This window comes from Pseudoalteromonas sp. McH1-7, from assembly GCF_013366255.1.
Lineage (GTDB): Bacteria > Pseudomonadota > Gammaproteobacteria > Enterobacterales > Alteromonadaceae > Pseudoalteromonas > Pseudoalteromonas peptidolytica.
On sequence record NZ_JABWPQ010000028.1, the window covers coordinates 1 to 25,286 of the forward strand.

Genomic DNA, 25,286 nt, shown 5'->3' on the forward strand with positions numbered 1-25,286 from the left:
CAAACTGTGAGCGCTTGTTGGCTTAGTAAAACTCACATTCTCAATTCTCGAATTTCTTAAAGCTGCATTTACAGCGCTTTGTTGTGCGCGATAACCCGGTTTTAGTGTAGAGCTACGCTCAAGTGCTAAAAAATAACCTATCGATACACGCTTTTGACCAAAGTGATGGAAGTGCTTTTATACATTTTTACTTTACGTCCTCAGTTTGGATATTAATAGTGTGATGGGTGGCAGGATATTATTTGATGGGTGTCAGGATATTATCATCTTACTTTACGTCCTCAGCTTGGATATTAATAGTGTGATGGGTGTCAGGATATTAATAGTGTGGGCAGCATCTGGAAGGCATGTTGTAACTAATATAAGTCAGTGGATTGCTAATAACTCAGCTATTGGTAACGTCGTAGTCTCAGGTAATGTAACTAATCTAGGGCGTAAACTATTAGCACTGGTCGAGTTAGAAACTTACTCATAACAAGCGTTTTATAGTGACTCGCAATGTTCGGCAGCTTCGTTTCGCTCAAGTATAGCCAAGCGCTGTTCACACCTTAACTTGCTTGTTTGCCCATAGAAGTTTTTATACGAAGTCCGTCTAATACAGCCGACGTCCTAAAACGTTTCTGTCTAAATACAAGTTAGGTGAGCACCTGTTGCTGCAATTGGATTTAAGATATGACATTGCTGTTGAATGGCCGAGTTTGGCACTTATATCTGATTAAGCCCTAGTAGATAAAGTTAAGACTTATTATCCTTCAGAATGAAGATGAGTAATTAGGATCAAGCCAAGGCTTGACCCTAATTCTTTTAGTGTTGTGGCTGTGGTGGGAAGTTTGCCAGTAACTCCGAGATGGTTTTGTTTATTGACTCTGTTCTTTTTTCTGGTGACTGGTGGCTACGTAAACGGCCTTCTTTCGCACCGCGCCATATCAGCTGGTTGGACGCTTTATCTATCATGTCTACAACTAATGTGCCCACTTCATACTCACGGGTTGTAGTTTGTGTTTGCCAGCCAAATCCCCAATAATTCCAACGCGCACCATAGGTGGTGTGTAAAGAGTCTGATTCAATTTTGGTATCCACTGAAGCATGGTAATTAACCAATAAGTCAGCCGACTGCGGATCGGTAAGGGTGAAACCCTGTTTACTCATTTCTTGTTGAATGGCACTGCGGATCCGCTTTTCCATTAAGTCATTCACTTGATACTCACGGCCTTCATTTTTCAGATCGGCTTCGGGCGACCAGGCATAGGTTTTGTAGTTAGCGAATTGTACAGACTTGTCATAATCCCAATCAGGGGTTTTGGCGCAGGCCGCTAACATTAACACCAAAGCGGCGATAACAATATTCTTAAACATGTGTCTTTACTCCTTAGTGGGATGTTTACTCTACCTTAACGTGTTGAGCTGTTAATTGATAGAGACAAAGCATCCCATGATCATAGCCTCTAAGACCTTAACTTGGAATTAATGTTCCACCTCTATCCAATCTTTTTCGTCTACCCAGTTTTGGCTTCCATGTGCAACACTTCGGATAGGTACCAAGTAGTCACAGCTGATCTGTGGTTTAACCGAAGCAAAAATAGGTACAAACCCAAAGCTTAGCGCAGTTTCGATGATGGCTTTTTGGTTTTGTGGGTCTATATCTGCGGCTTCATCTATGTAAATAGGGATACGATACATCGCTTGCTCTTGATCAGATAATAGGTAGCGAATAAATAGCATGCCACATAAAAGTTTGATTGTGATCCGAGTACCGTTTGAACCTGCCGAGTCAATTTTATCAAAGTGCTCGGTTTCACCCGCACGGTTGACGACTTCAAAGCGAATATCAAAGAGATCGGTGAGTGTCAATCCCGCTTTATCACTTGCAAGTTTAATGATGTGATCTTTCGCCTCGTTAACCGATTTTTCTGAGCTCGGCTGCTCGCTCAGTAGGTCTAAGCTTTCGCCTTTTTCGTATAAATCCGACGTGCTAATAATAGTATCTATGCTATCGACTAACATTTTACGAGGGATCACATTGATCTTAAACGCCTGCAAGTTAGAGATCCGATGCTGGCTTATACCTTTATTAAAACTGTTCATTTCACGACGTAAGCGCTCTAAGTCTTGACGCAGTCCTTTGATGGTTGCAGCCACCTCAGTGAGCGCGACACGTGCTTGTTTATCGACGGCATCTCGCTCGTTATCGAGGTTGTGATACGCGCTGATCAGTTTTTGGTACTTAGTGTTAGCGTCAGATTCGTTTTCAAACTTAGTGATCCCCGCATTGTAGATATGCAAGTAGGTATTACGCACGTTAACGTCTAAGTTTCTAAGTTCATTACATTCTTTGTTAAACTGATGGATCACCTCTGACAGGTTATCAAAATCCAGCGTAATTTCGATTTCGTACGGTGCCAACTTACCCGAATATAGGTCTAGTGTGTGGTCGATACGCTCTGACTTGACTTGCTTTAGGCGGTCGGCTTGGCGCACCAACAAGTCTTGCTTGCTTTTAATGATAGAGCGGCGGTCTGAAATTGAACCAGCATTACGTTGAATATCATGTAAATATTCATCAACTTGCTCTCGTTCCATCTCTAGCTGCTCTTTGAGGGCTTGTTGAGCATCGACCGATTGCAACATGGTTTGATATTGCTCAAAGCGTTTCATGGCTGCTTCGGTAGCCATGAGCTCATCATAAAGCGCATCACGTTCTTTTTGCTTTTCAGCGACGTTTGCAGCTACTTCACGCTGTTGCTTTAAGTCATTAAGCGATTGTTGCAGTGACTCTAGCTGTGCTTGCAGCTGGGCTTTATTCTCACCGCTTTGCATTTGCACTGGACTGAGCTTTTTCAACTTAACAGTAGCGCCAGGTACTTTAAGCTCTCCACCTTGAACTGATTTAGACAGTGACTCTAAAAACGCGCCAAAGGCATCTTCGTCGGTGATGCTAATTTCACCCTGAGAGGTGGTTGAAAACGATAACAAATCTGGATTTAAAATTCGTGATATCTCTTCTACTTCTTTTAAAGACAGATCTTCACGCATACGAGTAAACAAGTTGAACTCAAGATTCTTGAGTTGCAGTTTTAAACTCTTAATTTGCTTTTGCGTTTCGTTGATACGGAAATCAAGAGTATGTAGGCTTTGCCCCTGTGCACTATTGATAGAGAAGGAAAGTTGCTCATATTCCTTTTTCAACAGCGTTAAATTGGTTTTAAGCGTTGCATGATTGGTCAGTTCAAATTCACGTTTTAACGCGTGGAAATCGGTAAACCATTGCTCTATTTGGGTTTGCTTACGCTCGATATCGCGAGACTGTTGGACGTACAGCTGCTGCTTAGACTCAAATTCACGCTTCTCTGCTTCGATATCTTCCAGCTGTGTTGCTAATTCCGCAATTTGCTCGTTGTGATAGTTATCATATTCGACCAAAGCTAAATCGAGTTTTGGTGCGTATGCCGCCAATTTACCTTTTAACACAGCCTCATTTTCAAGCATTTTCTCAAGGGCTGAAATTGGCTCTTGCATTGACTCCAGCGCATTTAGCTCACGGCGAGCGCGGTTGACCTTATCAAAAGCGCGACGCCAGACTTCATAAAAGTCGACTTTCGAGTTCGACATATGGCGTTCGAACACCTTGAGCATAAAGCGTTTTACGTCTTGCGCGCCGAGTTTATGCAGATTCAAAATACGGCGGAATATTTCTTTATATACAGGCGCATCTTGGACATTATTCAGTGGGATCATCTTCAGGTTGATATCACCATCAAATGGCGTGGCTCCGCCTGTGAGTAGGGCATTGAGTTCTTGTGCTTTTAGCTCTACAGGTTTTAGCTGCTTTTCCTGCAAATGATTAAATAGCTTAGTGTACTTGATGATACTTTTACCTTGGGTGTAATCATCAAGATTCAGCTTGCCTTGATAGCAAAAAAACTGGTGTGCGTAACCGGCAATTTTGCCAAGGCCTGCAACGCCAATAACGACATCGCCGTGAGGGAGGTTAGCTTCTAGCAGAATATAGGATTGATCTGACGAAAAATAGAACTTACGCGTTTCCTCTAAATCGTGACCGTCCCACTCTGTCAGCCTTAAATCGTTGATAAGTGGGAACTGCAAGGCATTGATCACTGAGCTTTTACCAGTGTTATTAGGCGCACAGATAGATGCACTTTTATCCAGAGGAATGACACACTTCGCATATCCGGCGGTATTTAATAATGCTAGTTTACTTAAGCCGTACAACTGCTCGCTCATAGCTCGTCCTCAATATCATATTGTTCTTCGTTTACTTCCATTAGCGCGTCAATGTAGCGATAAATCGGTGCAAGTAGCATAAAGCCTTGCTCAACCTCACGGGCAAGACCCAGTCTTACCATACGCAAAAATACGTCCTTTCTAAGATCTGAACCCGAAAAAATCTCAAGCTGATCAAACAGGTGCTTATTGAGTTGTACTATGGTCTGCATTAGCTCCAAATCACAGCTTTCATCAAATAGTACGCGAAGCGGATCTTTACCTTGGTTGGCGTAGTGCTCGATCAAGATATAAATGGTTAGGGCAATCGCCCGGGAGATTTTCCCCATATTTGGCGTGCTTTCATCACTTGCAAGGTAATAAAAGCCTCTAGCATCATGTTGTAAGTCATGGCCTAGTGCAGCAAATAACGCTTGATAGCTTTCTATTTGCTGGTCTAGCTCTTGCCAAAGAGTCGTGTCTTGTTCGCTAATGTGATACCCGCTCACCAGTTTCTTGTTGATGGCTTGGAGCTCATTGAGCATATCTAAATTAATTGTTGTCATCATGCTAATCTTGTTTTGCTTTGGCACTAAATGGATATAAAGAAAAAGTATGTGATGCGATAGTGATCTTACTTTTTTGCTGCTCCTGACTTAAGGTCAAATCTGATTCGTTGATCAGCTTTTGATAAAGGAATAGCATTTCGTCTGCTTCAAGATCAGGATAGCTATCGCTTAAAAAGCCCAGAAGTGCTTGGCGCTTTTTACCTGTTTGTTGAAATCTTGTTTTTACTGCATGGTAATCTGGGATGGTTGGGCTTTGATATGCAGGTACATCGTCGTGATCGGGCAGCTGATACTCTTCATGCTCAAATTCAACAAGACTTGCCATATAAGCCACCATGTGACGCTTTTGCCCAAGATTAAAACGTTGAATATCTGAAACAAATTCTGGTTGAACTGGTGAAAGTAACCGGTCAACGCCGCGTTTTCTAATTTGTCCAAGGACTTTAGAGGCTTGTCTTGTAATGAGTGTATTACGGCGCAGCTCCTCTCTCAGTGGCATTAGTAGGTCGGCGCTGCGGCTTAAGCTCTCTCTACCAATGAGGTGCATATCTAAAATTCGTGTTCTGAGTTGCTCCAGCATACGTTTATCTGCAGCGCCACGGCCCAATTGTTCAATCTCGTCAATTTGTTCACTGACCTGAAGCTCTATCTGATCAAAGCAGCGTTGGAACGGGCCATGAATATCGACCATTTCCAACATCGGCTCGATATATTCGTCAAACGCTTCCAATACCGCTTTATACCTCATGCCAAGAGACAGCGTGGAGGTGTCAGACTTAGCTTGTTCAACCAAGTTCATGATAGCGCTTTCGTTATGTTCGAACAGCTTAACAATTTTACGAACGCGTTCGTCCATAATTCGACTAAAACGGCGTAGTTCAGAGTAGTCGGCTTCTTCACCAGCTTGCGCTATGCGGTTGCCCAGACGTTCTAGGTCTTTTATCAAAACGGTAATTTCTTCCGCTAAGCCTAGGCTCTCTTCTTGCAGTAAAAAGCTTGCAAAATCAGCAATCGCCCGATTGATCTCCAGCTGGGAAGACTTTGCTAGTGGAATAATTATTTCTTGTTGGAGTAATCGATTGGTTTCTTTATAAATTCGCTCACTAGACCAGCTAGGGTTTTTCTGTTTTAGGGTGTTTTGTACATCTTTAAGACTGAAATCAGCGAGCTTAAATCGTTTAAAAAGTAGCTCCAATACGCTCCAGTGCTCATTTATGGTATTTAATAATTTTTTTGCTGGGATCATAACTTTCCAGTAGGTAATAGAGAAGTTACATTACTACTTCATCAATTTGTCACAAAATGTTTATCGTACGTAGCATGGGAACTATGATGGTGCTAGAATCCGCCGCGAAAACGAACCCACCCTTTGTTACATTTAATTACAGGTTGTTTACGCATTATGGTTACGCCCATTATTCTAACCCTGATAGCCATCGCTTTTATACTGATCGTTATAGAAGATATTATTCATGTAAACAAGGCCAAAACCACGCTTTTTTTTGGTACTTTATGTTGGATTATCGCCTTTATCTCTCCAATTCATGGTCAAAGCCCAGAAATTGTACAAATTGAGCTAGATCATAACATCCTAGAAATTGCCACATTATGGCTGTTTTTGATGGCGGCGATGACATTTGTTGCCTACCTAAACTCTAAAGGATTCATCCAAAATATTGTTCACCGGATCATGCCAACCCATATTAGCGAACGCAAGCTAATGTTTTTAGTTGGTGCCTTTGCATTTGTGTTTTCTTCAATATCGGACAATATTACCGCGACGCTTATTTCATTAGCTGTAGTCATGTCTTTAAAACTAGACCCGAAAAAGCTAATAAAATATGCGACCTTAATTATATTTAGTGTTAACTCCGGCGGCGTGTCTTTGATCACTGGGGATGTTACTACTTTGATGATATTTTTGGCCGACAAAGTCACAATCCCTGATCTTTTATTGCTGATCATGCCGTCTATGTTGAGTGTATTCGTGCTGGCTGCCATGCTTTCTATTGGTATGAATGAAAAAATTACCTTTGAAAAGGCTGAATTACGCAGAATTGAAAAGACCGACATTACCATTGCACTTATTTTCTTATCGACGATTTTCGCAACATTGTTCTTGAGCGTTCAATACCATGTACCGCCAATGTTGACTTTCCTATTTGGCCTGTCCTTGATGTTTTTAATGGCACAATTTTTAATGCGCAAAAAGGACGTGAATAAAAAAATCATCGACTATATTCGTGAAATTGAATACGACACCTTGTTGTTCTTTGTTGGTGTATTGCTCTTAGTTGGTGCGTTAAAAGAGGTTGGTGTACTGTCTAAGTTTACTGATTTATATCTATACCTTGCGCCAGAGTATGCAAACTATTTGGTTGGTTTGATGAGTGCTGCGGTCGATAACGTGCCATTAACCGCTGCATTATTAAAAGCAGATATTACCATGACCCCTTCACAGTGGTTGACTTTTACCTATGCAACAGGGGTAGGTGGTTCCATGCTTATCATCGGCTCTGCGGCAGGGATCATTGCGATGAGTAAGGTCAAAGCGTTGACTTTTTCAAGTTATCTCAAAATGAGCTTCTATCTACTTATTGCTTACACTGTCGGCTATAGTGGGGCATATTTCGCAGGCCAACTTATTTAGCTTGAACCACATATATTTTCACCCTTTTGGGACAAGTTTTTTATAAATTACTTGACACCTAGACGGCTAAAAGATAATTTTCCCACATCGCCCGCACTTATTGCGGGCTTTTATTTTGCTTTTATTCATATTTGCAAAGGCAAAATAAACAGAAGAGGCGCGATGCTTAGGTAGTTAGTGTGAGGTGACGAGACCAATGACCACTAGTGAGGGAAGTATTCGCCGAGGAGAAGCGTTGCTCGTCGCGACGATTCTTCGGTTTACGAGGCTGAATCCTCGGAACTGTCACCGTATTGGTGGAGAGCTTCTGGCAAAGGTCATTTCAAGCGTTCGTCTTTCTAGAAATCCCATGCCGAGTTCTCCTTATAAAATTTGACTGTGCCATCGGTCGAGAGGAGAGAAAATGAATTCGCAGTATGTTGTAGCCAAATTTGGCGGTACCAGTGTCGCTGACTTTGAAGCTATGTCTCGTTGTGCTCACATTGTTCGTGACAATCCATATATTCGAGTAGTGGTTGTTAGCGCATGTGCTGGCGTAACCAATCACCTTGTAACGCTAACTCAACAAAAGGAAGATGAAGCCGGGCGCAAAGCAGTTGTTGCAGCGGTTGAAAACATACAGCAAGCGATTATCGACAAAGTATCTTTGGATGCTGACCTTGCTGAAGGTTACAAACAAACATTTTCTGAATTTGAGAGTTTAGCCAGTTTGCCTGCATTGAGTCGGCAACAATGTGATGAGGTGCTGAGTTTTGGCGAGCGTTTTTCTTCCTACCTGTTCACGCAAATTTTAAGAAACCACAATGTCAAAGCATCTCGTTTTGATGTTAGAAAAGTACTCAAAACTGATAATCAATTTGGTAAAGCGAATCCTAATGTAGCTGCCACACGTGAAGCTGCGAAGGCTAACCTTGTTAATTTGCTGGATGATAGTGTTCAGGTAACGCAAGGCTTTATTGGCTGCGACCAATACGGTCAAACAACCACACTAGGTCGTGGTGGTTCGGATTACAGTGCTGCACTGTTAGCAGAAGCGATAGATGCTTCTAGTGTGCATATTTGGACCGACGTAATTGGTATCTTTAGCACAGACCCTCGCTTGTGTGAAAAAGCGAGGCCAATTCCTCGTTTGAGTTTTGATGAAGCTGCTGAAATGGCGACATTTGGTGCAAAAGTGCTACACCCAGCAACTATTTTACCTGCCAGCCGCAAAGGGATCTCAGTGTTTGTCGGGTCGAGCCGCGATCCACAAGCAGGAGGAACTTGGATTGAAAAAGAAAAAACTGCTCAAGCGGGGATCCGTGCAGTAACTCAACGTAAGAACCAGATCTTACTGACACTGAAAAGTCCCGAGATGCTATTGGCAAGTGGTTTTTTAGCTCGTATTTTTACAATCTTAAGTAACTACAACATTTCGGTTGATTTGGTCACTACTTCAGAGATAAGCGTTGCGCTGACGCTTGATAATGCCCCAAACGCATCTCGTCCAGAGCTGGAGCAAGCGTGCCTAGATGAGCTAGGGGAGTTTTGTCATGTCACAGTTGAAAACAATCTAACACTAGTTGCAATGATAGGCTCAGAGATCCAGCTCCGACAATGCCAGTTGAATTTAATGGATGTGTTATCTCAGTTTAACATTCGACTAATATGCCATGGTGCAAGCAAGCACAATTTGTGTTTCTTGGTGGAACAGCAGGAGTCTGATCAAGTGGTACAATCAATTCATGCCAAATTATTAGAAGTAGTATAAGTAAATTTATTGCCTGTATTGCACTAATAAAAAAGTTGCAATATTTGCTCAGTGATGGCACTTTATCAACAGGATACTTGGGAGTGCCATTATGAATTATAAAGACGTCTACGAGTTCTGGTTTGTTGAATGTACAGAAGCTGATTGGTGGAAAAAGTCAGCAGATTTTGATCGCATCATCAAAAATCGCTTTGGTATCCTTCATCATATGGCGCAGCAGGGAGAACTTTCAAGTTGGCGTACATCGCCCGTTGGGGCACTGTGTGAAATCATTATATTAGATCAATTCTCCCGCAATATCTTTAGGAATACTCCAGAAGCGTTTGCCAGCGATCCATTAGCATTATGCTTAACTCAACATGCTATCGAAAAAGGCTATCACCAACAACTTAATGACACTGAATTAATGTTTTTATATATGCCACTAATGCACAGTGAAAGCGCGAGCATACATACATTAGCACAGCAATATTTTAAACCTTTGCCCAATTACGACTTTGAATTGGCGCACAAACGTATAATCGACAGGTTTGGACGCTATCCGCATCGCAATGAAATTTTAAAGCGAGCATCAACCGAGGCCGAGCTAGCCTTTCTCAATACACCAAACTCGAGTTTTTAAGCTCAACCCCATTACACTCGCATTTTTAATGGAAGTACGTATAATCAGCCGTCTACAAAAATAATGATTGATTTAAGACATGGCTCATACGCGCGATGGATTTCAAAGCCGCCTTGGCTTTGTGTTGGCAGCAGCTGGTGCGGCTGTTGGACTTGGAAATATTTGGGGTTTCCCGACTCAGGCTGCAAACCATGGGGGCGGCGCCTTTTTGTTGGTTTACTTTGCGGTAATTTTTCTACTCGCATTACCTGCGCTTTATACTGAGCTGTATTTAGGCCACCAGGCGCAAGCAAACCCAGTTAAAGCACTCAAAACTGCATGGCGTGAGCGCAGCCCAAAGGTTGGCGCTGCAGCCGGTTATATCGGTCTTGGCGGTGCTATCGTGATGTTAAGCTTCTACTCTATTGTGGCAGGGTGGATGTTGTCTCATTCTCTTGATCCATTAGCACAAATGGCTGAACTGGATAGTGTGCATGCGTTTCTTAGTGGCGATTCGATACTTAGAAACTTCCTGTTCACACCACTGATGCTACTGCTTACGGCTAGTATTATCCTCAAAGGTGTGAAGTCTGGTATCGAAGCGTGGTCGCGCAGGTTAATGCCACTGTTGCTTTTACTCTTGGTTGGTTTGATAGCGTATATGGCTACGCTTGATGGTGCAGCAGAAGGGTTTCGAACTTATCTTATCCCTGATTTTGCTAAAATTAGCGATCCCGATTTGATCATTGCTGCAATGGGGCAGGCGTTTTTCTCACTATCGCTGGGTGTTGGCTGCATGATGATTTATGGTTCATATTTAAAGCCTAATGAAAATCTTCCCAAGTTGACCTTCAGTGTTGCAATGTTAGATACAAGCGTTGCGTTTTTGGCAGGCTTATTGATTATTCCCGCTATTTTCGTAGCGCAGCAAAATGGCGTTCAAGTTTTTCAAGATGGCAAGTTGATTGGTGAAGGTCGGTTAATTTTTGCGATTTTACCAGAGCTATTTGCGAATATGGGACAAGTTGGATTACTGGTCAGCCTCACCTTTTTTGTACTGATGTCTATTGCTTCAGTTACGTCCACCATTTCTTCTACGGAGATCCCGGTTTCGTTTTTGGTTGAAAACCACGGCTTTAAACGCAAGCAGGCAACTTGGTTGGTCACATTGGTGATTTTTATAGCCTCAAGCACCATTATATTGAACTTTGACTGGTTGTTTGAGCTTGTGATCAGCTTGTTTACTCAGTATCAGTTGCCGCTAATGGGACTTTTTTACTTTGTTACTGTTGGTTGGGTGTGGAAGCGAGGGAATCAACTTCACCTTGAATCTCGTGGTGCACATTACTGGTTTGCGCAGTATGTTAGGTTTGTTTGCCCAATTTTAATGACAGCTGTGTTTATAAACGTGGCGATAGCAAAGTAGTAGTCTTTGTAATCTATAACTAAAAACGGGAAGCAACAGCTTCCCATTTTTATATGTGTAATGCGTCATCTCAATTAAGTGAGCTATTTTCTCGCCTCAAATAGACCACTTAATTAAGAAAATTGGTATAAATTCGCCTTGCCTATAGGATGTAGTTACCTTAGCGGGAGCAGGACGCGGGAGCGGTGTTTTCGCTAAAACTCTATGGCTAGACAAGGAAAAAACTAAGTTGTGCTCTAGCTACAAAGAGTTGGAACATGCCTTATCCAAACCTCAGGTCAGTTAAAAGTCTCGCGGAGAGACAAACTCTCCAGCTTGAATACTTTCATAGGTTCTTTGCGCGAGAGAATCTAGATTACCTAACTCTTTACCCATGGCTGCTAATTGATTCGTTACCGGAATAATGTCTATTTCTTCCACGCCAGATAGCTGGGCAACCCGGGCAAAGGTGTAAGCGTGTTTGTACTTTTCATGTTTATAAAAAATGCTCACAAGCGACGAGTAAACCTCAGGGTTTGGTGTTTCGCCTCGCTTGTTTAACTCTAATACTCGATACAGAATATCGACCGTTTTGTTATCATCTACTTTGGCATAAAACTCAGCTAAGAATAGCTGGATCTCTGCATCATTTTGCACCCTAGGGTCATCCTGCATATTGAGTAGTTTGTTCATGGCAGCACGATCATTATTTCTGGACCATTGGTAGTAGAGTAACCCAGGGTGGTTACTATTTTTTGTTTCCTGGTAGATGCGGGTCATTTCTTTTAATGCTGTAAGGTGTCCCTCAACGCGTGAGGTCGTCTTTTCTTTTAATTTGATATGTTCAATTTTGGCAGCGAGCGCAACACATTGGTTGTAGCGTTCCAAATCTTTCAATAATTTATACTTGTTATCGTCGGTAGGAGACTTGTATTCATGATAACGGGCATAAATCACTTCTGCACGTTCATCTTTACAATGACTATCCTTATTTAAATCCTCACAAAACCCGGGTGTTTCACTACACACTTGTTTCAAGGTTAAGGTATCGTCGCAACCAGCCAATAGTAATGCTGCAAAAACTAGCGACTTTTTAAACGCCATAGTTTGACCTCAATGATTTTTTATAATTATAGGCTTTGCAGCCCAAATAAACAGGGTAGAGCTAATGGTCGACTAGTTTAGCGCAATGAATTGTTCGGTAACAGTGGAGAATCGCGACAGTTTAAATTAGAATAGCTGTGCCCAAAAGGGCTATCCGTTCAAAGAAAATTGTTTATTAGGCAGAAAAAATGACCTTATCTCACGAGCAAGAATATCAAAATAGCTGGCAAGAGCGTCAAGATTATGCAGAAAGCATGCAACCCCTAATCGGTCGTCTATACCGTAACAAAGGCGTTGAAATCTCTGTATACGGTCGTCCTCTTGTAAGTGCAAGCACCATTGATGTTATCAAAGCACACAAAACAGTAGCGCGTTTTGAAGAGCGTAAACTACGTCTTCGTGAAAGCTTTCCATTCTTAGAAGTGATCAGCAAAATGGAATTAGCACCGGGTCGCGTTGACCTTGGTAAGCTAGCTTATGCCTACATTTATAAAAATGCAGGTGAAGGACGCTCAATCGAAGAGTTTTTAAATGCAGAACTTGCAGAATTACTAAACCAAGGCGCACGTCCAGAACCTCGCGACGTCGTTCTTTATGGTTTTGGTCGCATTGGCCGTTTATTAGCACGCCTACTTATCGAACGTGGCGGCTCTCACGCTGATTTACGCCTACGTGCAATCGTTGTTCGCGGTGGCCGCGATGGTGATCTTGAGAAACGTGCAAGTTTATTGCGCCGCGACTCAATTCATGGTCCTTTCAATGGTTCAATCACAGTAGACCATGAAAAAGGTGCGATCAAAGCAAACGGTAACTACATTCAAGTTATCTACGCAAACTCACCTGAAGAAGTAGATTACACAAAATACGGTATTGAAAACGCACTTATCGTAGACAATACAGGTGTTTGGAAAGACGAAGATGGCTTAGGTAAACATCTTAAGTCAATCGGTGCGTCTAAAGTGCTACTTACAGCACCAGCTAAAGGTGACATCAAAAACATCGTTTATGGTGTTAACAACTCAGACATCCAATCTGAAGACAAGATTGTATCAGCAGCAAGCTGCACAACTAACGCAATCACACCGGTATTAAAAGCACTTAACGACAAGTTTGGTATTAAGAATGGTCACGTAGAGACTGTTCACTCTTACACTAATGACCAAAACTTGATTGATAACTACCACAAAGCTGAACGTCGTGGTCGTAGTGCGGCATTGAACATGGTTATTACCTCAACGGGTGCTGCTAAAGCGGTTGCTAAAGCACTTCCGGAGCTTGCTGGTAAGCTAACAGGTAATGCAATTCGCGTACCTACACCAAACGTATCAATGGCTATTCTTAACCTTAATTTAGGTAAAGAGACAACAGCTGAAGAGTTAAACGAATTCCTTCGCGAATCTTCACTTTACTCAGAGCTACGCGACCAAATCGATTACACTGCGTCAACAGAAATCGTGTCTACAGACCTTGTAGGCAGCCGTTATGCTGGTGTTGTTGACTCTCAGGCTACTATCGTTGATGGTGACCGTGTTGTACTTTACGTTTGGTACGATAATGAGTTTGGCTATAGCTGTCAGGTTGTACGTGTAATGCAGGATATGGCAGAGGTTAAATTCCCAAGCCTACCTCGCTAACATAACAATTTGCGATAAAAAGCCAGCACCAGCTGGCTTTTTTAGTTTTTGAAATAAGTTGGTTGTGGTAGGCTTGCAAAAATAGGCTAGCTACAATTAGCTAACAAAATGTTATCTGCTAATTTTGAACACGAAAGAGAAAATTTCGTCACACTACCCCGTGATTTATTTTCTTGAAAGTGGATAGAAGTTATACCAATTAGCAACAATACTTGATCAATTTGAAGGGGTACATCTGACGCTAACTGTGTTAAAAATTTTGCTATTTAGAGCAACTGAAATAGCAAAATTTTTGCCTTGCCTACTTGGATTTAGGTATCTTGGTAGTAGCAGGATGTGGCAGCGGAGTTATCGACATGATTTTTTCGCCTCAAAGTAGACCACTTAGTTAAGATAATTGGTATTAGTTTGGTAACTGTGTATTTACACAACAATTTTTAACTTACTTAGGGAAACCTATGCGCATTACGAGCAATTTCGATAGTGGGAATATCAAGGTAATTAACGCGACATCACCTACAGATATCCAACTAGAAATCAATAAAGACAATGAATCTGATTTTTTCCAGTGGTTTCATTTTAGACTTGAGTCTACACCTTTCATAGAGCATAAAATTCAAATTAATCAGTTACTGGATTCTGCTTACCCAGAAGGTTGGGATGACTATCAAGCAGTTGCATCTTATGACCGTCAAACTTGGTTCCGTGTACCAACACGCTATGAAAATGGCACATTGACTATTGATTTTGAACCAGAGTGCGCGCACACGTATTTTGCATATTTTGCGCCTTATAGTTATGAGCGTCACCTGGACCTCGTTTATTGGGCGCAGTCACATGATGCCTGTGTCGTTGAGACATTGGGTCAAACGTTAGACGGAAGAGATATGAGTTTGCTGACTATTGGCGAACCATCACCAGAGAAGAAAAAAATCTGGATAACCGCTCGTCAGCACCCAGGTGAGACAATGGCAGAGTGGTTTGTTGAAGGACTACTTCACAAACTACTTGATGACGAAGACTCTCATGCCGCTGCACTTTTATCAAAAGCCGTTTTTTATATCGTGCCAAATATGAACCCAGATGGCAGTGTACGTGGCCACCTTCGCACCAACGCAAAAGGCGTTAACTTAAATAGGGAATGGCAAACACCAACTCTAGAACAGTCACCAGAAGTTTATTACGTGCTTAATAAAATGCGTGAAATAGGGCTGGATATGTACCTAGATATTCATGGTGATGAAGCTTTACCGTATAACTTTGTTGCGGGTAGTGAAGGTATCCCAAGTTACGACGAGCGATTAGCGCGTTTAGAAGAATCGTTTAAGGCGGCACTGTTAACCATCACACCTGAGTTCCAAGATGAATTTGGTTACGATAAAGATGCACCGGGAGAAGCAAACCTTACCGTGGCCTCATGTGCTGTGGGTGAAACGTTCAAGGCGTTGGCTTATACTGTTGAAATGCCGTTTAAGGACAATGCAAATCTACCAGACCCGTACTTTGGCTGGTCAGACCGACGTTCATATCAATTCGGTCAAGACACGTTAGCGGCAATCCTAAACGTAGTTGATGACTTAAGATAAATACAAGAGCGGGTAATCATGATTGATTACCCGCTTATTTTTGTATGATTGTAAAAACAAATAATTAACATAAAGACGTTTTTAAAACACCTCAACAGGGTGTAATAACAACAATAAAGGGGAATAATCGTGGATGCGTTAGGCAGCTTATTAGATAGCTTAGATGGGATGTTAGGTGGTTCACCTTGGTTCCCGTATGTGTTGCTGGGGGTTGGTTTATTTTTTACCATTTACCTGAAATTTCCACAAATACGATATTTCAAACATGCGTGTAAGGTGGTGACGGGAAAATACGATAAAAAAGGCCTAGAAGGGGATACCACGCACTTCCAAGCACTGGCAACAGCACTCTCTGGTACGGTTGGAACAGGTAATATTGGAGGGGTGGCTCTGGCGATTTCAATTGGTGGACCCGCGGCACTCTTTTGGATGTGGATGACGGCATTTTTTGGTATGACAACCAAATTTGTGGAAGTGACCCTCTCTCACAAATATCGCGTGCAAACAGATGATGGCACAATGGCAGGGGGTCCTATGTATTATATGGATCGCCGCCTGAACATGAAATGGTTAGCGGTGTTATTTGCAATCGCGACTGTTATCAGCTCATTTGGTACCGGTAGCTTGCCGCAGATAAACAATATTGCTCAGGGCATGGAAGCGACCTTCGGTTTTGCTCCGATGGCCACAGGTGCAGTGCTTTCAATTCTACTAGCGCTTGTTATTTTAGGTGGTATTAAGCGTATTGCAGCCATTACATCTCGTATTGTACCACTGATGGCCGCTATCTATATTTTGGGATCTTTTGCGGTTATCTTCTACAACATTGAGAATATTGTTCCTTCGTTTCTTTCTGTTTTTACTGATGCGTTTACGGGCTCAGCGGCTGCAGGGGGCTTCTTGGGAGCTTCTTTTGCCTATGCGTTTAATCGTGGCGTAAACCGTGGCTTATTTTCTAACGAAGCAGGTCAAGGCTCTGCACCCATCGCGCATGCTTCGGCAAAAGCCGACGAGCCAGTGTCAGAGGGGATGGTTTCTATTTTAGAACCATTTATCGACACCATCATTATCTGTACCTTGACTGGACTTGTTATCTTGTCCTCAGGTGTGTGGACTGAAAAATTCGAAACTCACTTCGAGCGTTCATCAATGATTATTCTCGATGGTAAATATGACGAGTCTAACCAGCAAGACCGAGAAGCTCTATATGCTTACTTAAATGGTAAAAAAGAGCACAATGTAAAACCATTCAATGGCGAAATTGAAGTTGTACAGGGTAAAGCCGTAACGGAAAACTTCACGGTTATCCATTCGCGCTCCATTGGCGAGAAAGTACGTTTTGGTATTACTGAGCGTCACAAATACACTGGAATTGTTGAGGTGAAAAACGGGTTACCAACAGACAATAGCGTAAGCTTGATTGGTCACTCGCTGGTTCATTCTGCTGAATTAACAACTAAAGCATTTACCAGAGGCTATTTAGGCGAAAATGGTAAATATATTGTCTCTATTGGTTTGTTGTTGTTTGCATTTTCTACAGCAATTGCGTGGTCTTACTATGGTGACCGAGCTATGATTTACCTGCTAGGTAGCCGCTCTGTTATGCCGTATCGAGTATTTTATGTGGCGGGTTTCTTTTGGGCGTCGTTTGCAGACACAACTCTGGTTTGGAAACTTGCAGCGGTAGCAATTGTTGTAATGACCCTACCTAACCTGTTTGGTATTTTCCTGCTACGAAAAGAAATGAAATCTTCGGTGAAAGATTACTGGGAAGATTTCAACAAAGAACACAAACAGTGAACGAATTTTAATTAAAATTATCTTGTCATCTAAGGACAAGGCATCGCAAAGGTAGTAGAATAGGGCACTTCACAGGTGCCCTTTTTTGTATAATGGAGAAGTAACACGATGGCAATAGCACAGTGCCCCAGCTGCAATAAATCTATTTCCTCCAAACACAAGTCCTGCCCTCATTGTGAAACCAATTTAGCAGACTTTTCTCAAGAAGACAGAGAAAGAGCAGCCTCTAGAAATCGCGTCAAGCGCCAACAAACAGTGATGAATTATTCATTTATTGCATTGATCCTAGTGCTTGGCGGATTCTTATATATTTACTGGCAACAGCCTGCGCCTAACTCCTTCGAAATGATAGCAAGTAAAAGCGCGATAGGTATTGGCACGGTTTGGTACTTAATTAATCGAGTAATACTCGTTATTTTGAAAAAGAAAAAGTAGTAATGAATGTAGATAGCTTAGTTCAAAATATTACCCCAGAAATATTCGAACGTTTGCAATATGGTGCAGCGACGGGGAAGTGGCCTGATGGTACGCCTCTTAGTGAAGCCCAAAAAGAGCAAACGGTTCAGTTGGTGATGCTATACCAAGCAAAGGTAGTCAAATCCAACGAACAATTCACCATAAACGAAAAAGGTGAGATGGTGCAAAAATCCAAACGCGAATTACAACAAGAATTCAAAGCCGATAATGAAATAGCTAGGTTCAGTGAAAATGATCTTTAAACACCTTTTTACACCGAAATGGAAACACCCTAAAGTAGACGTTCGTTCACAAGCGGTAGACAAACTAGATCTAAGTAAAGATGCGACATTGCTCCACACTCTAGCGCTCGAAGATGAGTCTGCGCAGATCCGGAAAAAGGTTCTTACCAGAGTTAATGATCTGGGGCTTTGGTGGAAAGTTTATAAGCAAGATAGTGAGCTTAAAGAACTGGCAGAGCAAAAAATATCTAGTGCTGTTATCAACCAAGATAATGCGCTGCTGCAAGAAATTCGTGAAGAGTACATAGAGCGCTATGCCCCGGTGAAAACGCTCGAAAAAGTTGCTGTGCGTGAAACAGACTCAAGCAATAAGGTTAAACTGCTAAAGCGCTTAGCAAATACGTCATTAATTGAAAAGACGTTTAAAGATGGTGACGAGTCACTTCAAGCATTAATGCTTGATCTTATTTATCAGTACAGTCTTGAAAAATCTGTATTAAAGAGCGCTAAAGGTAAGGCACTAGGAGCCATTGAGCATGCGCTTGAGCAACAGCGGCTAGCTAAAGAGATGCCAGCACAAGTGGCTGAGCAAACACGAGTTGTACTTGCGAAACTTAATGCGCTACGAGATAAAGCCGATTTTGAGCAAGTGAATACACAAGCAGAGCAGTTGTTTGCACAGTGGCAAAGTATTGAGCTTAAATGGCTTGACGAAGAGACGGTTGCGACACTTGATGCTAAGTATCAGCTTGTTTCAGAAAAACTGCACCGTCATTTAAAATCGTTACATGCAAAGCACCAAGCCTTACAAGAGGAGCTAAAAGCTAAACAGGATCAAGCACTTGAAATTGCCGAGTTCACTGCTGAGTTGGAGGCAATTGAAAAGTCAGTGGAAGTTGCATGTTTAGCTCTGGATTTAGCACCACATGCAGGTCTTGTTGAGCGCGTAGAGATGCTAAGAAGCAAGATGGCATCTGCACAGTACGTCAATACTACTGACCTAAAAGATTTGCAAAGTAAGTTAAATAATATTGAACGAGATTTATCAAACTTGCCAAGCATAATCGAAGCTAACGAAATGTTTAACCAGGCATTAAGCGCGCTTAAGGCTATCGAAGCACCAGATGCTATTGAGCAACTCGATGCACAAATGCAAGCTCAAAAAGATGCGTATGTGGTGGTAAGAAAGTCCCTAGATGCCTTACCAAAAATGCTACAAAAACCAGCTAAAGTGCAACTTGCAGAGGTTAGCCAGACATTTATGAGCGCTATAGAGCCTCTTAAAGCTGAGCAAGATAAAGCCTTGAAAATCGCTAAGAAAAAGGCACGAGATGTACAACGGCTCATTGATCAGGGTCGCTTCAACGTGGCATTCGGCGTTTTCAATGGGTTTGTAGAGCAGTATGAACTACTCACACCACACTACAAAAAACAGCTTGAAAGTCAGCATGACAGCTTGTCTAAAGCATTAAATGATTTAAAAGATTGGCAGAAATATGCAGCAACGCCAAAGCGTGAAGCCTTATTGAGTGAACTTGACAACAAGTTACAAGAAGAGGATATCGACCCGCAGAAGCGTGCTGAAGAGGTTAAATTACTTCGTGCACGCTGGAATGAATTAGGCCACGTAGAGAGCGACGAAGAAAAAGCACAAGCGGTGCTATTTGATGAAAAAATAGAATTGTTATTCGCTCCTTGTAGAGCATATTTTGCTGAACAAGAAGTCCTTCGTGAGCAGGCTAAAGAAAAGCGTGAAGCAATTATAAATGATGTAGAGGCTTTATTAGCTTCACTTCAAAGCGAAAATAATGATTGGCGAGAGGTTGAAGCGCAATTTAACCGTCTTGCTAAAGCATGGAAGAGTGCAGGTAATGTTGATGCTAAGGTATATCAAAAGCTGAATGCCACTTACCGTCAACATCATCAAGCAATTTATGAGCAGTTAAAAGCATTCCATCAAGGCAATGCTGTTGAAAAAGCAAAACTTGTTGAAATTGCCGAGCAGCAACTTGAGTCGGATGACTTAGCGGCATCTTGTGAGCTACTTAAGTCGCTTCAAAAACAATGGCAGCAAATTGGCTTTGCAGGTGCAAAACAAGAGCACACATTATGGAAAGCGTTCCGTGCGCATAATGACGCTGTATTTGAAAAGCGCAGTGCCCAATATGCTGAGCAAAAAGCACTCGAGAAAAGTCTTGAAGCTGAACAGCGTCAGCTGTTAGCTGAATTAGACAGTAAAGTGATTGAAGCCGTAACACAAAATGAGCTGATAAACATTCGCGAGGAGTTAACAGCGACATCAGTGGTAGCTGCGCTTAAACAAGAGAAAAGCCGATTGCTATCACAGGTAAAGTCAAAGCTAGATGACTTATTTTCATCGCAACGCCGCGAAAAATTTAACGAGTTGGTGAGTGCTGTTGAAAACGGTGACGTGATCCCTGCAACATGGCAGGGAAGCAATAAAACTGAACTGACTGCTCAACAGTTAATCTTGCGACTTGAAATACTAACAAATCAACCGACCCCAGCGCAGTGGCAAAATGATAGAATGTCGCAACAAGTTGCGATGCTTGATGCTAAGCTGCAGGGAGAGGAATGTAGCCTTGAAACCTATTTGGTCAGCTATTTAGCTGAGGTAGACCAAGATACCTTAAAGAGCGCTAAAGATAGATTACTGGCAATCTTAAACGCATGATCAATAAAGCCCATTTAACCACAGGTTAAATGGGCGTCTTCTGTACGCTTTACTTTTATCACACTGAAATTGTCTTAGTACTTGCTTAGTTTTAAGAAGCTAACTAAGCAAACTATATTACATAAAAACAATGTATTAGCTTATTGTTTAGTCTGATCACAGGTTAATGACCTGTCACGTGTTTTGCTTTTAATAACTTCGCAAGCTCAATGGCGTCCTCAATTGCTTTTTGCTTAGAGTCTTGGTGCCTTTGGTCGTTAAACTCTTGATACTCAGATGCGATTTCGTAAAAATTGTCAGCACCTAGGTAAGGAGAAAGTTGCTCTATATGACTGCTTAAATGGTTTAAATGGTGCTGTGTTCCCCCTTTTTTAAACTCGCACTCTCCCCATGATGCTAACAAGACGACTGACTTACCGGAGAGTATTGGTAATAGCGGCTTGTCGCCTCTGGCTAAATCAAAGCTAAAAGTCTGGTTGACCCTAATGACCAGATCAAACCATGCCTTCAATACAGCGGGCATACCATAGTTGTACATAGGGCTTGAAATTACAATAACATCTGCATCTTTGACTTCTTTTATAGCTAGATCTGATGCCGCAAGGATCTGTTGTTGCTCCTCACTCAAGCTATGCTTTTCGAATGCAGCAGCAAGAAAGGCTTCGTCGATAAAGGCGGGTTGATGAATCGAGAGATCTCGATGCACTACCTCTACATCTAGCAGATCAGCCGATAGCTCATTTAAAAAATGTTCGCCCAGCATCCGTGAAATAGACTGATGTTGCGGTTTATGGTCATTATACTTTCTTGCACTTGAACTTATGTATAGAATGTTTTTCATTAGTTATCTCCATTTATTAATTAAGCTTATTCTCTTGTTAATAAAGCTTTTTAACAAATGAGAAGATTGATTAGATAGATGAGGTTAACTTAACTATAGGTTCGTTATGCTTAAAAATTTACCATCACTAAACAACATTAAGACTTTTGCTATAGCTGCTCATCTGATGAGTTTCAAAGAAGCTGCGAAAGTACTAAATGTTACGCCGACCGCGGTATCACATCAGATCAAGGCCCTTGAATCTCATTTGAGAGTACCACTATTTGAACGCCATACTCGTGCAATTAAGTTAACGGCTCAAGGTCAAGCACTGGCCAAAACGTGCTTTGATACACTAAATACATTGGACAATGCGTTTGTTGAGTTTAGTCCTCGCCAACGGGACTTGCTTATTTCATGCTGTAATTCATTTGCTGCGTTGTGGCTAGCGCCAAAGATGGGCATCATCACGAGTTTATTTCCGCATCAAAAGGTGGTGATTTGTGCAAGTGATAAACTCATAAACTTAAATGAAGATAAGCATATAGATATTGCACTCCGTTATGGGCATAGTCAGTCTAACGCCGAAGAAACATGTTTGGTCACAGAACAAATAGGCGGTTATTGTAGTTTAAATTATCAACCACCGGTTGGCAGAAAGCCGGTACTCTTTGTTACACATTGGCGTGATGACGAGGGGTTAAAAAATATTCCTTGGAAAAACCATGTAGATGAAAATTTATATGAAGTTCAGTACTTTGAACAAGAGCACTTTGTATTGCAAGCCGCACTGGCCGGACAAGGGGTTGCCTTAGTAAGCAATGTGCTGGCTAGATCTGCGGTTGAATGTGGCTGGTTAAAGCAATATGAAAATATACCGAGTTTTGTGGGATACAGCTATTGGTCAAGAAAGACAGCTCACCGTCGAAATTCATCAGAATTACATCAATTTTCAAATTGGCTCGAAAAAGAACTAGGGCGTACTTGTTAACCTCTTTGTGTACATTGGTTACGGCAGGACGTCCACAGACGAAACCCAACGGATTTACACCAAATAGCCCAAACTGGCTCGAAAGAGAATTAGCGCGTACCTTTTTGATCTTTTAGGTGTGATTTTAGCCAAGAAAACATAAAAATGTTGTTTTGGTTTTTGTTCTATACTTAAGTTGGAATAGGGATAAACAGTTAGTCGCGCTTAAAAATGTATCAACTTACAAAATATCTTAAATATTAATTCAAGCACTGGCCACTTGGGTTTCGGCCTAACCAATTATTAATAGATCTGTATTGAGACTTTGTTGCACGGTGGTAAATGATGAAATCGTTTTTTCTAATTATAGGATTGCTTTTTTCGTTATCGGCTTTATCAGCCGAGTATACTTTTGCATTTGTACCTCAGCAGTCAGCAAATAAGCTAGTTAAAAACTGGCAGCCCGTTTTAAATTATATTAACGACAAAACCGGTGATAAGTACATCTTCAAAACGGCAAAAGATATTCCCACTTTTGAATCTCGGTTGCTAAATCAAGAGTATGATGTCGCTTATATGAATCCATATCATTTTATCGTGTTTAACAAACAAGCGGGGTATGAGGCTATAGCGAGACAAAAAAACAAACAAATAAAAGGGATTATCGTGGTGAAGAAAGGCTCAGGTATTAATACCTTGTCACAGTTACATGACCACGTTCTAGCTTTCCCTGCGCCAGCGGCATTTGCGGCGAGTATTTTGCCAAGGAGTGAGTTGATGAAACAGGGGATTAGTTTTACCCCTCGTTATGTTTCGTCTCATGACTCCGTGTATCTTAATGTCGCCAGAGGCTTTGTTAAAGCCGGAGGTGGCGTGATCCGAACATTAGAAAATACCGACCCTGAGATAAAATCTCAACTGGATATTTTGTGGACTACACCAGGTTACACTCCCCATGCGTTTGCGGTAAAACAAGATATGCCGCAAGAAGCCAAAGCTAGGCTCACGCATGCACTTACGTCACTGGCAAACAGTGAACGAGGGCGAGCACTACTTGCGGCCGTTAACTTTACAGCCATCATGCCCGCATCCAATGCACATTGGCAGGATGTTGAAGCGCTTAATATAGATATATTAGTAGGGAAAGAATAATATATGTGGTACTCGCTGAGGCTAAAAACAATGATAGGTACTGCGATAATTGAAGCGGTACTGCTCAGTGCATTAATACTCGTTGTTATTGACTTTATGATGGTGTCTGCAAACGATGCAATGAATAAGCGGGCAACCACCACTTCTAGATTATTTGCCAGCGCGACTAAAGATGCCGTGCTCTCCTATGATTTGGCCACATTAGATGCTTTTACAGCCGAGTTACTTACTAATCCTGACATTCTTTATGTCAAAGTTGTTGATGTTAAATCAAATCTATTATCTTATGCTGGCTCTAGTGAGTTTAAAACGCGTTTATCTGAGCCTGATAGCTTGGTTGAGGAAGTAAGTGACGGCATTTTTGATGTGCATACCAGCATTACGGAAGGTGGGACACATTTTGCGACGATACATATCGGAATCGATATCGGCGCGATTAACCGTGCCATGTCGGAAGTAAAGCGTTGGACAATTTCGATTGCATTATTTGAGATGGCACTGGTTGCTATTTTCTCATATATACTGGGTATGTACTTGACTACCAATTTATATCGACTAAAAAGCCAGGCGAAAAAGATAACTAAAAGCGTAAAAGATGAAGTATTTGATTTCAAATGGCAACCAATTCAAAGCCGGGATGAATTACAAGAGTTATCCGCTGCCTTTGACGAACTCTACCACACACTAACCGAAGAACACCAGCAGCGCCAACAGTATCAGCGTGAACTGATACAATTAAACAAAGATTTAGAACGTTTAGTTGCGCAAAGAACGCAAAAGCTGCACCACAAAAACCAACAGCTTGAAAAAATAAACCAAGAATTAGAAACAGCTCAGCAACAACTTATACATTCAGAGAAAATGGCATCTATCGGAGTGTTAGCCGCAGGGGTAGCTCATGAAATTAATAATCCACTTGGCTTTGTTACCAGCAATATGGATGTAATGAAGGGCTACCATAGTGACTATGTGACACTTGCAGAGCATGCAATGGAGGCGAAAAATACAGGTTCAGTGCAAAACATGGCGGAGTTTATTGACCGCAAGGATTTTGAATTTCTAAACAGCGACAGCAAAGCACTAATTGAAGAGACTGAGTCGGGCTTACAGCGAGTGTCAACAATTGTCAAAGATCTCAAACAATTTTCGCGTGCAGATAGTCTAGATTTACAGCCATGTGATGTGAACGCTTGCATAAAAACGACCTTAAATTTGGTCGCGAGTGAGTTAAAATATCAGGCTAATGTGTCGACTAAACTGAGTCAGCTCCCCCCTGTACAGGCAAACATGGGCAAGCTGATACAAGTACTAACCAATTTATTGATTAATGCTTCTCAAGCACTTGATGGACATGGGGAAGTGAGTATTTCGACAAGTATGGAGAATGACCAAGTTATCATTCGAATACAAGACAATGGTGTGGGAATTTCACCACAAAGTATCGATAAAATATTTGATCCATTCTTTACGACTAAACCAATTGGCAAAGGCACTGGGCTGGGGCTATCAGTAAGTTATGACATCATCAAAGAGCATGGGGGAAAACTCACCGTGCAGAGTGAAGAAGGAGTTGGGAGCTGTTTTACTATCAATTTACCTGTATTACAAAATAGCTGAATATAAAAAAGTGA

Annotated in this window: 19 protein-coding genes and 1 riboswitch; of the genes, 13 read left to right on the top strand and 6 right to left on the bottom strand. The window is 41.8% G+C overall.

The genetic code is table 11. The annotated features are described in order from the left end of the window. Positions 1-804: 804 nt before the first annotated feature. The 4 genes from HUZ36_RS17855 to HUZ36_RS17870 form a co-directional block, all read right to left on the bottom strand. Positions 805-1,356, bottom strand: a complete 552-nt coding sequence (locus HUZ36_RS17855; RefSeq protein WP_128732012.1) for a DUF4136 domain-containing protein — start codon at positions 1,354-1,356, stop codon at positions 805-807. A gap of 108 nt (positions 1,357-1,464) precedes the next feature. Next, positions 1,465-4,242 (bottom strand): ATPase, encoded by a 2,778-nt coding sequence (locus HUZ36_RS17860; protein WP_176033586.1) that lies wholly within the window; start codon positions 4,240-4,242, stop codon positions 1,465-1,467. After that, a complete protein-coding gene (locus HUZ36_RS17865) occupies positions 4,239-4,787 on the bottom strand; it encodes a condensin complex protein MksE (protein ID WP_125254401.1) in 549 nt (182 codons plus the stop codon). The genes HUZ36_RS17860 and HUZ36_RS17865 overlap by 4 nt, the downstream gene beginning before the upstream one ends. A 4-nt stretch (positions 4,788-4,791) precedes the next feature. Continuing rightward, positions 4,792-6,036 (bottom strand): hypothetical protein, encoded by a 1,245-nt coding sequence (locus HUZ36_RS17870; protein ID WP_176033587.1) that lies wholly within the window; start codon positions 6,034-6,036, stop codon positions 4,792-4,794. 156 nt (positions 6,037-6,192) lie between these two features. Between HUZ36_RS17870 and nhaD the strand changes: the two genes are divergently transcribed. From nhaD to HUZ36_RS17890, 4 genes are all read left to right on the top strand, one after another. Beyond that, complete coding sequence (nhaD, locus tag HUZ36_RS17875) at positions 6,193-7,440, top strand: sodium:proton antiporter NhaD (RefSeq protein WP_125254397.1); 1,248 nt, start codon at positions 6,193-6,195, stop codon at positions 7,438-7,440. A gap of 144 nt (positions 7,441-7,584) precedes the next feature. Beyond that, positions 7,585-7,755: riboswitch (Lysine riboswitch) on the top strand. An 88-nt stretch (positions 7,756-7,843) separates the two neighbouring features. Further along, a complete protein-coding gene (lysC, locus tag HUZ36_RS17880; RefSeq protein WP_176033588.1) occupies positions 7,844-9,190 on the top strand; it encodes a lysine-sensitive aspartokinase 3 in 1,347 nt (448 codons plus the stop codon). Between the two features lie 91 nt (positions 9,191-9,281). Then, on the top strand, positions 9,282-9,812 hold the full coding sequence (locus HUZ36_RS17885) for a DUF924 family protein (RefSeq protein WP_128732241.1): 531 nt from the start codon (positions 9,282-9,284) through the stop codon (positions 9,810-9,812). Between the two features lie 79 nt (positions 9,813-9,891). Next, the gene (locus HUZ36_RS17890; RefSeq protein ID WP_128732240.1) at positions 9,892-11,217 is read left to right on the top strand and encodes a sodium-dependent transporter; all 1,326 of its coding nucleotides are present in this window, start codon (positions 9,892-9,894) and stop codon (positions 11,215-11,217) included. Between the two features lie 282 nt (positions 11,218-11,499). Here the strand turns inward: HUZ36_RS17890 and HUZ36_RS17895 are convergent, their stop codons facing one another. Next, on the bottom strand, positions 11,500-12,300 hold the full coding sequence (locus HUZ36_RS17895; protein ID WP_125254393.1) for a DUF2989 domain-containing protein: 801 nt from the start codon (positions 12,298-12,300) through the stop codon (positions 11,500-11,502). 188 nt (positions 12,301-12,488) lie between these two features. On the opposite strand from HUZ36_RS17895, the gene HUZ36_RS17900 reads away from it, so the two are divergent. The 6 genes from HUZ36_RS17900 to HUZ36_RS17925 all read left to right on the top strand — a co-directional run bounded on the left by HUZ36_RS17900 (position 12,489) and on the right by HUZ36_RS17925 (position 20,713). Continuing rightward, entirely contained in the window at positions 12,489-13,934 is a 1,446-nt protein-coding gene (locus tag HUZ36_RS17900; RefSeq protein ID WP_125254392.1) for a glyceraldehyde-3-phosphate dehydrogenase, read from the top strand. A gap of 458 nt (positions 13,935-14,392) precedes the next feature. Beyond that, complete coding sequence (locus tag HUZ36_RS17905; protein ID WP_128732239.1) at positions 14,393-15,520, top strand: M14 family metallopeptidase; 1,128 nt, start codon at positions 14,393-14,395, stop codon at positions 15,518-15,520. Between the two features lie 129 nt (positions 15,521-15,649). Then, positions 15,650-17,320 (top strand): alanine/glycine:cation symporter family protein, encoded by a 1,671-nt coding sequence (locus tag HUZ36_RS17910; protein WP_176033589.1) that lies wholly within the window; start codon positions 15,650-15,652, stop codon positions 17,318-17,320. 108 nt (positions 17,321-17,428) lie between these two features. Beyond that, positions 17,429-17,755, top strand: a complete 327-nt coding sequence (locus HUZ36_RS17915; RefSeq protein WP_125254389.1) for a hypothetical protein — start codon at positions 17,429-17,431, stop codon at positions 17,753-17,755. A gap of 2 nt (positions 17,756-17,757) precedes the next feature. Beyond that, positions 17,758-18,039 carry a YeaC family protein gene (locus tag HUZ36_RS17920; protein ID WP_125254388.1) on the top strand — a complete coding sequence of 94 codons (282 nt, stop codon included), beginning with the start codon at positions 17,758-17,760 and terminating at the stop codon, positions 18,037-18,039. Continuing rightward, entirely contained in the window at positions 18,029-20,713 is a 2,685-nt protein-coding gene (locus HUZ36_RS17925; protein WP_128732237.1) for a DUF349 domain-containing protein, read from the top strand. The genes HUZ36_RS17920 and HUZ36_RS17925 overlap by 11 nt, the downstream gene beginning before the upstream one ends. A gap of 163 nt (positions 20,714-20,876) precedes the next feature. On the opposite strand, the gene HUZ36_RS17930 is transcribed toward HUZ36_RS17925, so the two are convergent. Further along, complete coding sequence (locus HUZ36_RS17930; RefSeq protein WP_128732236.1) at positions 20,877-21,554, bottom strand: FMN-dependent NADH-azoreductase; 678 nt, start codon at positions 21,552-21,554, stop codon at positions 20,877-20,879. 106 nt (positions 21,555-21,660) lie between these two features. Between HUZ36_RS17930 and HUZ36_RS17935 the strand changes: the two genes are divergently transcribed. The 3 genes from HUZ36_RS17935 (at position 21,661) to HUZ36_RS17945 (ending at position 25,272) form a co-directional block, all read left to right on the top strand. Then, positions 21,661-22,524 carry a LysR family transcriptional regulator gene (locus HUZ36_RS17935; RefSeq protein ID WP_176033590.1) on the top strand — a complete coding sequence of 288 codons (864 nt, stop codon included), beginning with the start codon at positions 21,661-21,663 and terminating at the stop codon, positions 22,522-22,524. A gap of 324 nt (positions 22,525-22,848) precedes the next feature. Then, positions 22,849-23,655, top strand: coding sequence for a phosphate/phosphite/phosphonate ABC transporter substrate-binding protein (locus tag HUZ36_RS17940; RefSeq protein WP_176033609.1), 807 nt, complete (start codon positions 22,849-22,851; stop codon positions 23,653-23,655). Between the two features lie 3 nt (positions 23,656-23,658). Next, positions 23,659-25,272, top strand: a complete 1,614-nt coding sequence (locus tag HUZ36_RS17945) for a HAMP domain-containing sensor histidine kinase (protein WP_254879580.1) — start codon at positions 23,659-23,661, stop codon at positions 25,270-25,272. Positions 25,273-25,286 lie beyond the last annotated feature (14 nt).

Coding starts and splice junctions, on each gene's coding strand:
- HUZ36_RS17920 (WP_125254388.1), top strand. CDS start 17,758: ATGAATGTAGATAGCTTAGTTCAAAATATTACCCCAGAAATATTCGAA.
- HUZ36_RS17885 (WP_128732241.1), top strand. CDS start 9,282: ATGAATTATAAAGACGTCTACGAGTTCTGGTTTGTTGAATGTACAGAA.
- HUZ36_RS17870 (WP_176033587.1), bottom strand. CDS start 6,036: ATGATCCCAGCAAAAAAATTATTAAATACCATAAATGAGCACTGGAGC.
- HUZ36_RS17925 (WP_128732237.1), top strand. CDS start 18,029: ATGATCTTTAAACACCTTTTTACACCGAAATGGAAACACCCTAAAGTA.
- HUZ36_RS17905 (WP_128732239.1), top strand. CDS start 14,393: ATGCGCATTACGAGCAATTTCGATAGTGGGAATATCAAGGTAATTAAC.
- HUZ36_RS17855 (WP_128732012.1), bottom strand. CDS start 1,356: ATGTTTAAGAATATTGTTATCGCCGCTTTGGTGTTAATGTTAGCGGCC.
- lysC (WP_176033588.1), top strand. CDS start 7,844: ATGAATTCGCAGTATGTTGTAGCCAAATTTGGCGGTACCAGTGTCGCT.
- HUZ36_RS17930 (WP_128732236.1), bottom strand. CDS start 21,554: ATGAAAAACATTCTATACATAAGTTCAAGTGCAAGAAAGTATAATGAC.
- HUZ36_RS17915 (WP_125254389.1), top strand. CDS start 17,429: ATGGCAATAGCACAGTGCCCCAGCTGCAATAAATCTATTTCCTCCAAA.
- HUZ36_RS17945 (WP_254879580.1), top strand. CDS start 23,659: ATGTGGTACTCGCTGAGGCTAAAAACAATGATAGGTACTGCGATAATT.
- HUZ36_RS17935 (WP_176033590.1), top strand. CDS start 21,661: ATGCTTAAAAATTTACCATCACTAAACAACATTAAGACTTTTGCTATA.
- HUZ36_RS17860 (WP_176033586.1), bottom strand. CDS start 4,242: ATGAGCGAGCAGTTGTACGGCTTAAGTAAACTAGCATTATTAAATACC.
- HUZ36_RS17895 (WP_125254393.1), bottom strand. CDS start 12,300: ATGGCGTTTAAAAAGTCGCTAGTTTTTGCAGCATTACTATTGGCTGGT.
- nhaD (WP_125254397.1), top strand. CDS start 6,193: ATGGTTACGCCCATTATTCTAACCCTGATAGCCATCGCTTTTATACTG.
- HUZ36_RS17940 (WP_176033609.1), top strand. CDS start 22,849: ATGAAATCGTTTTTTCTAATTATAGGATTGCTTTTTTCGTTATCGGCT.
- HUZ36_RS17890 (WP_128732240.1), top strand. CDS start 9,892: ATGGCTCATACGCGCGATGGATTTCAAAGCCGCCTTGGCTTTGTGTTG.
- HUZ36_RS17900 (WP_125254392.1), top strand. CDS start 12,489: ATGACCTTATCTCACGAGCAAGAATATCAAAATAGCTGGCAAGAGCGT.
- HUZ36_RS17865 (WP_125254401.1), bottom strand. CDS start 4,787: ATGACAACAATTAATTTAGATATGCTCAATGAGCTCCAAGCCATCAAC.